General features: G+C 60.9%; 8 protein-coding genes and 1 pseudogene. 4 read left to right on the top strand and 5 right to left on the bottom strand.

What is annotated here, in order from left to right:
* Nucleotides 1–122: 122 nt before the first annotated feature.
* The 5 genes from PMI29_RS21835 to tkt form a co-directional block, all read right to left on the bottom strand.
* Nucleotides 123–452: an MliC family protein gene (locus tag PMI29_RS21835; protein ID WP_007995686.1), complete on the bottom strand. Its 330-nt coding sequence runs from the start codon at nucleotides 450–452 to the stop codon at nucleotides 123–125.
* Nucleotides 453–506: 54 nt separating this feature from the next.
* Nucleotides 507–728 (bottom strand): hypothetical protein, encoded by a 222-nt coding sequence (locus PMI29_RS21830; RefSeq protein ID WP_007975465.1) that lies wholly within the window; start codon nucleotides 726–728, stop codon nucleotides 507–509.
* Nucleotides 729–763: 35 nt separating this feature from the next.
* The gene (locus PMI29_RS21825) at nucleotides 764–1927 is read right to left on the bottom strand and encodes a phosphoglycerate kinase (RefSeq protein WP_007981629.1); all 1164 of its coding nucleotides are present in this window, start codon (nucleotides 1925–1927) and stop codon (nucleotides 764–766) included.
* Nucleotides 1928–1953: 26 nt separating this feature from the next.
* Complete coding sequence (epd, locus tag PMI29_RS21820) at nucleotides 1954–3012, bottom strand: erythrose-4-phosphate dehydrogenase (RefSeq protein ID WP_033052154.1); 1059 nt, start codon at nucleotides 3010–3012, stop codon at nucleotides 1954–1956.
* A 186-nt stretch (nucleotides 3013–3198) separates the two neighbouring features.
* On the bottom strand, nucleotides 3199–5196 hold the full coding sequence (gene tkt / locus PMI29_RS21815) for a transketolase (RefSeq protein ID WP_007995689.1): 1998 nt from the start codon (nucleotides 5194–5196) through the stop codon (nucleotides 3199–3201).
* A gap of 261 nt (nucleotides 5197–5457) precedes the next feature.
* On the opposite strand from tkt, the gene PMI29_RS21810 reads away from it, so the two are divergent.
* The 4 genes and pseudogenes from PMI29_RS21810 to PMI29_RS21795 all read left to right on the top strand — a co-directional run bounded on the left by PMI29_RS21810 (nucleotide 5458) and on the right by PMI29_RS21795 (nucleotide 8977).
* The gene (locus PMI29_RS21810) at nucleotides 5458–6453 is read left to right on the top strand and encodes an ArsR/SmtB family transcription factor (protein WP_007995690.1); all 996 of its coding nucleotides are present in this window, start codon (nucleotides 5458–5460) and stop codon (nucleotides 6451–6453) included.
* A gap of 18 nt (nucleotides 6454–6471) precedes the next feature.
* Nucleotides 6472–7662, top strand: coding sequence for a methionine adenosyltransferase (gene metK, locus PMI29_RS21805; RefSeq protein WP_007995691.1), 1191 nt, complete (start codon nucleotides 6472–6474; stop codon nucleotides 7660–7662).
* 61 nt (nucleotides 7663–7723) lie between these two features.
* Nucleotides 7724–8485 (top strand): annotated as a pseudogene (locus PMI29_RS21800) (NAD-dependent DNA ligase LigB); the annotation flags it as partial.
* Between the two features lie 96 nt (nucleotides 8486–8581).
* Nucleotides 8582–8977: a DUF1090 domain-containing protein gene (locus tag PMI29_RS21795; RefSeq protein WP_007995693.1), complete on the top strand. Its 396-nt coding sequence runs from the start codon at nucleotides 8582–8584 to the stop codon at nucleotides 8975–8977.
* The last annotated feature ends 83 nt before the right edge of the window (nucleotides 8978–9060 follow it).

The raw sequence follows: 9060 nt of genomic DNA on the forward strand, positions 1-9060 counted from the left end.
TGCATCAATTCCAGAACATCGGCCCCCTGTAGGAGCGAGCTTGCTCGCGATGCTGGCCCAGACAACGCGGACATTCAGGTGCCCCGCGTTATCGTTAAAGACCATCGCGAGCAAGCTCGCTCCTACAAGTGACAGCCACGGCCAATCAAATCATTGGTGGCGACCCAGTAAACCAGGCCTTCCTCACCTTTTATGTGAAACGCCAGCATGTCATTGCTGTACAGCGAACCCGATGCACCCGGTTCCTGCTTCAGGCGGTAGACCTGATCGGCACCGCCCAGGCGCACGTCGACTTCCCTATGGCTGTCGTCGGTGTAGCGCCACAGCACCTTGGCCTGGCTGTCGCAGGTCCAGGTGGTCCAGTTATCCACAGGTGCGGACGACTGGAACAGGTTCAACTGAGCACAACCGGCCAGCAGCGCCAGCGCCGTGACGGCGATAAAACCTTTCATCCGTGTCCCTCGACTGGCGGCGCACGCTGCCAGCTGAATAATGAGTCAGACCCGTCAAGGGCAGCCATGTTCCTTGGCGGGCGTCCGGGTCTCGTATTTGTCCAGGCCTTCCGGCCCGGAACGCTTGTTGAGCACCGGGTTGGTTTCCGCCTGCCAGTCAGCCTGGTAGCAGCCTTTGTCCGACTCGGACGGCGCTGGCTCCGCAGTGGCCTTCGGATTACTCCCGCAAGCCACCAGCGAACCGGCGACGATCAACAGCGCTAACGTCTTGACCATTTCAACACTCCCTTGCCTGGTCAAACGGGCGACCCTCAGGCCTTGGCCCGGCTTTCCAGGACTTCAACAGCGGGCAGAACCTTGCCTTCGACGAATTCGAGGAACGCGCCTCCACCGGTAGAAATGTAGGAGATCTGCTCGGCCACGCCATATTTGTCGATGGCGGCCAGGGTGTCGCCACCGCCGGCAATGGAGAACGCCGCGCTGTCTGCGATGGCCTGGGCCAGCACTTTGGTGCCATTGCCGAACTGGTCGAATTCGAACACGCCGACCGGACCGTTCCACAGGATAGTCCTGGACGACTTCAGCAGCTCGGCGAAATTCGCCGCGGTTTGCGGGCCGATGTCCAGGATCATGTCGTCGGCAGCGACGTCAGCGATCAGCTTGACGGTCGCAGCGGCGCTTTCAGCGAATTCCTTGGCAACTACCACGTCCACTGGCAGCGGCACGCTGACTTTGGCGGCGATGGCGCGGGCGGTGTCGAGCAGGTCTGGCTCGTACAGCGACTTGCCGACCGGGTGACCGGCAGCGGCCAGGAAGGTGTTGGCAATGCCGCCGCCGACGATCAACTGGTCGCAGATCTGGCTCAGGCTGTTCAGTACGTCGAGTTTGGTCGACACCTTGGAACCGGCAACAATGGCAGCCATTGGCTGGGCTGGAGCGCCCAGGGCCTTGCCCAGTGCATCCAGCTCGGCCGCCAGCAGCGGGCCGGCAGCAGCGACTTTGGCGAACTTGGCCACGCCGTGGGTCGAACCCTCGGCACGGTGAGCGGTGCCGAAGGCGTCCATCACGAACACGTCGCACAGGGCGGCATATTGCCGGGCCAGTTCGTCGGCGTTCTTTTTCTCGCCTTTGTTGAAGCGCACGTTTTCGAACAGCACGATGTCGCCGGCCTTGACGTCGACGCCGCCCAGGTAATCGGCCACCAGCGGCACTTCACGGCCCAAGGCACGGCTCAGGTAGTCGGCGACTGGCTTGAGGCTGTTCTCAGCCGAGAACTCGCCTTCGGTCGGACGGCCAAGGTGCGAGCAGACCATCACGGCCGCGCCTTTTTCCAGGGCCAGCTTGATGGTCGGCAGCGAGGCCAGGATACGCGCATCGCTGGTGACAACACCGTCCTTGACTGGGACGTTGAGGTCTTCGCGGATCAATACGCGCTTACCTTGCAGATCGAGGTCGGACATCTTCAACACGGTCATGGGTCGCATTTCCTGAGTAGCTGATCTTAGAGAGCAGGTTTTTTTGAAGTCGCTGTTTGCAGATAGTGTTCTGCAACGTCCAGCATTCGGTTGGCAAAACCCCATTCGTTGTCGAACCAGGCCAGGATGTTCACCAGCCGTGGGCCGGAAACTCGGGTCTGACTGGCATCGACGATCGCCGAATGTGGGTCATGGTTGAAATCACAGCTTGCGTGAGGTAACTCGGTGTAAGCCAGCAGGCCTTTGAGCGGGCCGCTGGTGGCGGCTTCGCGCAGGATCCGGTTGACCTCGGTGGCGTCGGTCGCGGTGGCGGTCTGCATCGTGATATCGAGGCAGGACACGTTGACCGTCGGCACCCGCACGGCTTTGGCCTGAATTCGGCCGGCAAGTTCCGGCAACAGGCGTTCGATACCACGCGCCAGACCGGTGGACACCGGAATCACCGACTGGAACGCCGAACGGGTGCGGCGCAGGTCTTCATGGTGATAGGCATCGATGACCGGCTGATCGTTCATCGCCGAGTGAATGGTGGTGATCGACACGTAATCCAGGCCAATGGCCTGATTCAGCAGGCGCAGCAGCGGCACGCCGCAGTTGGTGGTGCAGGACGCGTTGGACACCAGCAGCTCGTCGCCGGTCAGGCAATCCTGGTTCACGCCGTAGACGATGGTAGCGTCGACGTCCGTCTCGCTGGCCATCGGCTGGGAAAACAGCACGCGCGGGGCGCCAGCGTCGAGGAAACGCTGGCCGTCTTCGCGAGTGTGATAAGCGCCGGAGCACTCCAGCACCAGATCGACGCCCAGGGACGCCCAATCGATGCCTTCGGGGGTGGCACTGCGCAGGACCTTCACGCAGTCGCCATTAATATGCAGACAATCGCCCTCGACCTTCACTTCGCCGGGAAAACGCCCGTGGGTGGAGTCGAAGCGTGTCAGGTATTCGATGCTGGCCATGTCTGCCAGATCATTGATCGCGACAATTTCAAACCCGGCCTTTTCGCCTCGTTCGAACAACGCACGCAAGACGCAACGACCAATCCGGCCGTAGCCGTTGAGTGCAACTTTGTAGGGACGCGGTTGAGGCATGGGGTTCTCGATAGACGCAGTCAGACGAAATTCTTGTGTGCAACGCCCCCTTGTAGGAGCGAGCTTGCTCGCGATGGACTTCAGGACAACGCGCTCATCCAGACAGCCAGCGTTATCGTTAACGACCATCGCGAGCAAGCTCGCTCCTACGGGGGATCGCGGTGGCCAGGGCCACCGCGTCGTGTTTTAGTCTTCCAGCAACTCTTCAGCCTGACCCAGGATGTTTTCCAGGGTGAAGCCGAACTCTTCGAACAAGGCCGACGCAGGCGCCGACTCGCCGTAGGTGGTCATGCCGATCACGCGACCTTCCAGACCCACGTACTTGTACCAGTAGTCGGCGTGGGAAGCCTCGATGGCGATACGGGCGCTGACCTGCAACGGCAGGACCGATTGCTTGTAGCCGGCGTCCTGGGCGTCGAACACGCTGGTGCACGGCATGGAAACCACGCGCACCTTGCGGCCCTGCTCGGTCAGCTTGTCGTAAGCCTGAACCGCCAGACCCACTTCGGAACCCGTGGCAATCAGGATCAGCTCAGGCTCGCCTGCGCAGTCCTTCAACACGTAACCGCCACGGGCGATCTCTTCGATCTGAATCGCATTGCGGGTTTGGTGCTGCAGGTTCTGACGCGAGAAGATCAGGGCCGAAGGACCGTCCTTGCGCTCCAGCGCGTACTTCCAGCACACCGCCGATTCAACGGCGTCGGCTGGACGCCAGGTATCGAGGTTCGGCGTGCAGCGCAGGCTGGCCAGTTGCTCGATTGGCTGGTGAGTCGGGCCGTCTTCGCCCAGACCGATGGAGTCGTGGGTATAGACGTGGATCACACGCTGCTTCATCAGGGCCGACATGCGCACCGCGTTGCGCGCGTATTCCATGAACATCAGGAAGGTCGCGCCGTAAGGCACCAGGCCGCCGTGCAGGGCAACACCGTTCATGATCGCGGTCATGCCGAACTCACGCACGCCGTAGTACATGTAGTTGCCGCTGGCGTCTTCGGCGGTGACGCCTTTGCAGCCTTTCCACAGAGTCAGGTTGGAACCGGCCAGGTCAGCCGAGCCGCCGAGGAACTCAGGCAGCAGCGGGCCAAATGCGTTCAGGGCATTCTGGCTGGCTTTACGACTGGCGATGGTTTCGCCCTTGGCGGCCACTTCGGCGATGTACGCCGAGGCTTTTTCCGAGAAGTCGGCTGGCAGATCGCCGCTCAGACGACGCACCAGTTCGTTGGCTTCGGCAGGGAACGCGGCGGAGTAGGCAGCGAAACGCTGGTCCCACTCGGCTTCCACAGCGCGACCGGCTTCCTTGGCATCCCACTCGGCGTAGATATCGGCCGGGATTTCGAACGGGCCATGATTCCATTTCAGCGCCGCACGGGTCAGGGCGATTTCCGCGTCACCCAGCGGGGCGCCGTGGCAGTCTTCCTTACCTTGCTTGTTCGGCGAACCGAAACCGATGGTGGTCTTGCAGCAGATCAGGGTTGGCTGCTCGCTTTTGCGCGCAGTGTCGATCGCAGTCTTGATCTCTTCCGGGTCGTGACCGTCGACATTGCGGATCACTTGCCAGTTGTAGGACTCAAAACGCTTCGGCGTGTCGTCGGTGAACCAGCCTTCGACTTCGCCATCGATGGAGATGCCGTTGTCATCGTAGAAGGCGATCAGCTTGCCCAGGCCCAAGGTACCGGCCAGGGAAGCGACTTCGTGGGAAATGCCTTCCATCATGCAGCCATCACCCAGGAACACATAGGTGTGGTGGTCGACGATGTTGTGGCCAGGACGGTTGAACTGCGCCGCCATGACTTTTTCAGCCAGGGCAAAACCCACGGCGTTGGCCAGGCCCTGGCCCAGTGGGCCGGTGGTGGTTTCCACGCCAGGGGTGTAGCCGAGCTCCGGGTGACCCGGGGTACGGCTGTGCAGTTGACGGAATTGTTTCAAGTCGTCAATCGACAGGTCGTAGCCGGTCAGGTGCAGCAGCGAGTAGATCAACATCGAGCCGTGGCCGTTGGACAGCACGAAGCGGTCACGGTCGGCGAACGATGGATTGCTCGGGTTGTGCTTGAGGTAGTCGCGCCAAAGTACTTCGGCGATATCTGCCATACCCATAGGGGCACCGGGATGGCCGCTGTTGGCTTTTTGCACGGCATCCATGCTGAGGGCACGAATGGCGTTGGCACGCTCACGACGGCTAGGCATCGCTGATCTCCTGGGGGTTTGAATAAAACGAAACGGAAAAAAGGCGAGCATTTTCCCTCACCGGGCCGCCTCGGGGCAATGACAGATAGTCATCTGGAGGCGTTTTTCCAACGGATAACGGCGGTTTCGCCTGATGAATCCTTTCCGCCGTTCGTTTGTTGACTGAAGCTAACGTCGAGAAGTGCCATCCATCGAGCAATATCAAAACTTTTTGATATTGCTCTTGCGATGCATTCGACCCGTGACTAGACTGCCGCCCCTATGAACTTACGCGTGCCTTCCATTCAACATGACGATTGCGATGAGCTGGCGGCCTTGTGCAAGGCTGGCGGCGATCCCTTGCGGCTGAATGTTTTGCGCGCACTGGCCAACGATTCGTTCGGTGTGCTGGAACTGGCGCAGATCTTCGGCATCGGCCAGTCAGGCATGAGCCACCACCTCAAGGTACTGGCCCAGGCCGACCTGGTGGCGACGCGCCGCGAAGGCAATGCGATTTTCTACCGTCGCGCCCTGCCCCACACCGAACTGCCGGGCGGCAAATTGCACGCAGCCCTGCTCGAAGAAGTGGACAACCTGACGCTGCCGGCCGATGTGCAGGCGCGCATCACCCAGGTCCATGGGCAACGTGCGGCGGCCAGCCAGGATTTTTTCTCACGGGTAGCGGAGAAGTTTCGCGCCCAGCAAGACTTGATCGCCGGCCTGCCGCAATACCGCGAAAGCGTGGTGGCCCTGCTCGACAAGCTGAGCTTCGACAAAGACGCCACGGCCATTGAAGTCGGCCCTGGCGATGGCGCATTCCTGCCGGAACTGGCGCGCCGCTTCTCGCAAGTCACGGCACTGGACAACAGCAGCGCGATGCTCGAACTGGCGCGCCAGGTCTGCGAACGCGACAAGCTGACTAACGTTAACCTGCAATTGGCCGATGCATTGAACGGCGTCAGCCTCAAGGCCGATTGCGTGGTACTGAACATGGTGCTGCATCATTTTGCCGCGCCGGCCGATGCGCTCAAGCACATGGCCCACTTGCTGCAACCAGGCGGTAGCCTGTTAGTGACAGAGTTATGTAGCCACAACCAGAGTTGGGCCAAGGAGGCCTGCGGTGATCTCTGGCTGGGGTTTGAACAGGACGATTTGGCCCGCTGGGCCACCGCTGCGGGACTCGCTCCCGGGGAAAGCCTCTATGTAGGCTTACGCAATGGTTTCCAGATCCAGGTCCGCCATTTTCAGCGACCGGCTGGCGACACTCACCATCGGTAATTTCAGGAAAACATCGAGATGAGCGAATACTCCCTTTTCACCTCCGAGTCCGTGTCTGAAGGGCATCCGGACAAAATCGCCGACCAGATTTCTGATGCGGTGCTGGACGCCATCATTGCTGAAGACAAGTTCGCCCGTGTGGCGTGCGAGACTCTGGTGAAAACGGGCGTGGCGATCATCGCCGGCGAAGTCACCACTACCGCCTGGGTTGACCTGGAGCAGATCGTTCGTGACGTGATCACCGACATCGGCTACACCAGCTCCAACGTCGGCTTCGACGGTGCGACCTGCGGCGTGATGAACATCATCGGCAAGCAGTCCCCTGACATCAACCAGGGTGTCGACCGTGCCAAGCCTGAAGATCAGGGCGCCGGCGACCAGGGCCTGATGTTCGGCTATGCCAGCAACGAAACCGACGTGCTGATGCCAGCGCCGATCACTTTCTCGCACCAACTTGTGCAAAGGCAAGCCGAGGCCCGTAAATCCGGTCTGCTGCCTTGGCTGCGCCCGGATGCCAAGTCGCAAGTCACCTGCCGCTACGAAAACGGCAAGGTGGTCGGTATCGACGCCGTCGTTCTGTCGACCCAGCACAACCCTGAAGTGTCGTACAACGACCTGCGCGAAGGCGTGATGGAGCTGATCGTCAAGCACGTGCTGCCTGCCGAACTGCTGAGCAAAGACACCCAGTTCCACATCAACCCGACCGGCCAGTTCATCATTGGCGGCCCGGTGGGTGACTGCGGTCTGACCGGTCGCAAGATCATCGTCGACAGCTACGGCGGCATGGCCCGTCACGGCGGTGGCGCGTTCTCCGGCAAGGATCCATCGAAGGTTGACCGTTCGGCGGCCTACGCCGGTCGTTATGTGGCCAAGAACATCGTTGCCGCCGGCCTGGCCGAGCGCTGCGAGATCCAGGTGTCCTACGCCATCGGTGTTGCTCAACCGACGTCGATCTCGCTGAACACCTTCGGCACCGGCAAGATCAGCGATGACAAGATCGTCAAACTGGTCCGCGAAGTGTTCGACCTGCGCCCATACGCGATCACCACCATGCTCGACCTGCTGCACCCGATGTACCGCGAAACCGCTGCGTACGGCCACTTCGGTCGCACCCCGGCGACCAAGACCGTGGGTGACGACACCTTCACCACGTTCACCTGGGAAAAAACCGACCGCGCCGACGCTCTGCGTTCTGCTGCCGGCCTGTAAGATTTCCCCGCAATACCCGAAGCCCCGCACGGTTCGCGCCCTGCGGGGCTTTTTATTGGCTAAATACCCCTTCGCCCGGGCACTGGCCGAAGTCCGCCAGGTTCGCTTCAGGATCGGCCGGACCGGGCGGATCACTCCGGTACTTGAACTGACCCCGGTGAAGCTCGATGACCGGCAGATCAAACATGTCAGCGCCAGTTCGTTGCAATGCTGGCAGACGCTGGACATCCGTCCGGGTGATCAGGTCGCCATCAGCCTGGCCGGGCTGACCATCCCCAGGCTCGATAGTGTCGTATTGCGCAGCAGCGAACGCGCAGAATTGAACGCGCCGCAGGCAGAGGACTTTCATTCGTTGAGTTGCTGGCAACCGACCCCGGGCTGCGAAAGCCAGTTTCTCGCACGCCTGACCTGGCTCAGCAGCAAACAGGGGCTGGCGCTGCCCAACGTCGGTCCGGGCACTTGGGAAAAACTTCTTGCAACAGGTCGCCTGAACGGTCTTCTGGATTGGTTGACCCTCGATGCCCAAGAGCTTGCTACCATTGACGGTTTCGGCGAGCGCAGTGCGGCTCGCCTAGCAGACAGTTTCAACCGGGCCCGGCAACGCCCGTTCGCGCACTGGCTGAAAGCCCTGGGATTGCCGCCGACAGGTCAGGCACCTCTCGGCGATGAATGGCAGGCACTGGCACAGCGAGATACCCAACAATGGCAGGCCCAGGCCGATATCGGGCCGGGACGCGCGGCGCAATTGAACGTTTTTTTCCGCCATCCGCAGGTCCTGGCCTTGAGTGAAACGTTACGTGATGCGGGGATTGACGGCTTTTAGCTGTCAGCCCCGCGTCCACCGGGAACCCCTGTGGGCCGCCAGGCTCCAACAAGCCATCGCCACACCGGTCTGCTTGCCTTCTTACATGGAGCTTTTATGAAATTTCTTTCACCGCTCGCCCTGTTGACCCTTTGCAGCGTGTTGGCCACCCCGTTGATGGCGGACGAGGAAGCGCCGGGTCTGACCGGTTGTGCGGCCAAGAAGCAAGGCATCGTCAACCAGATCGAATTGGCCAAGGTCCACGGTAACGCCGACCAGCAGGCAGGCCTGGAAAAAGCCCTGAGCGAAGTCGAAGCGAACTGCACCGACGCCTCACTGAAGAAAGAACGGGAAAACAAGGTGCTCGACGCCAGGCACGAAGTCAGCACGCGTCAGGCGGACCTCGACAAGGCCATGAAAAAAGGCGACCCCGACAAGATCAACAAGCGCAAAGACAAACTCGCCGATGCCCGCAAGGAATTGCAGGACGCCCTGGATGAGCTGGATAAATAAGCACTGGCAACGAACATGGATCTTTGGTGCTACTAAAGCAGCCTTCGTCGGTACGCCGCCCGGAGCAAGCCCGCTCCCACATT

Source organism: Pseudomonas sp. GM49, assembly GCF_000282355.1.
In the GTDB taxonomy this organism is placed as follows: domain Bacteria; phylum Pseudomonadota; class Gammaproteobacteria; order Pseudomonadales; family Pseudomonadaceae; genus Aquipseudomonas.

What these genes read in the sequence shown, in the direction of transcription:
- PMI29_RS21795 (WP_007995693.1), top strand. Translation starts at nt 8,582, where the DNA reads ATGAAATTTCTTTCACCGCTCGCCCTGTTGACCCTTTGCAGCGTGTTG.
- epd (WP_033052154.1), bottom strand. Translation starts at nt 3,012, where the DNA reads ATGCCTCAACCGCGTCCCTACAAAGTTGCACTCAACGGCTACGGCCGG.
- metK (WP_007995691.1), top strand. Translation starts at nt 6,472, where the DNA reads ATGAGCGAATACTCCCTTTTCACCTCCGAGTCCGTGTCTGAAGGGCAT.
- tkt (WP_007995689.1), bottom strand. Translation starts at nt 5,196, where the DNA reads ATGCCTAGCCGTCGTGAGCGTGCCAACGCCATTCGTGCCCTCAGCATG.
- PMI29_RS21825 (WP_007981629.1), bottom strand. Translation starts at nt 1,927, where the DNA reads ATGACCGTGTTGAAGATGTCCGACCTCGATCTGCAAGGTAAGCGCGTA.
- PMI29_RS21835 (WP_007995686.1), bottom strand. Translation starts at nt 452, where the DNA reads ATGAAAGGTTTTATCGCCGTCACGGCGCTGGCGCTGCTGGCCGGTTGT.
- PMI29_RS21830 (WP_007975465.1), bottom strand. Translation starts at nt 728, where the DNA reads ATGGTCAAGACGTTAGCGCTGTTGATCGTCGCCGGTTCGCTGGTGGCT.
- PMI29_RS21810 (WP_007995690.1), top strand. Translation starts at nt 5,458, where the DNA reads ATGAACTTACGCGTGCCTTCCATTCAACATGACGATTGCGATGAGCTG.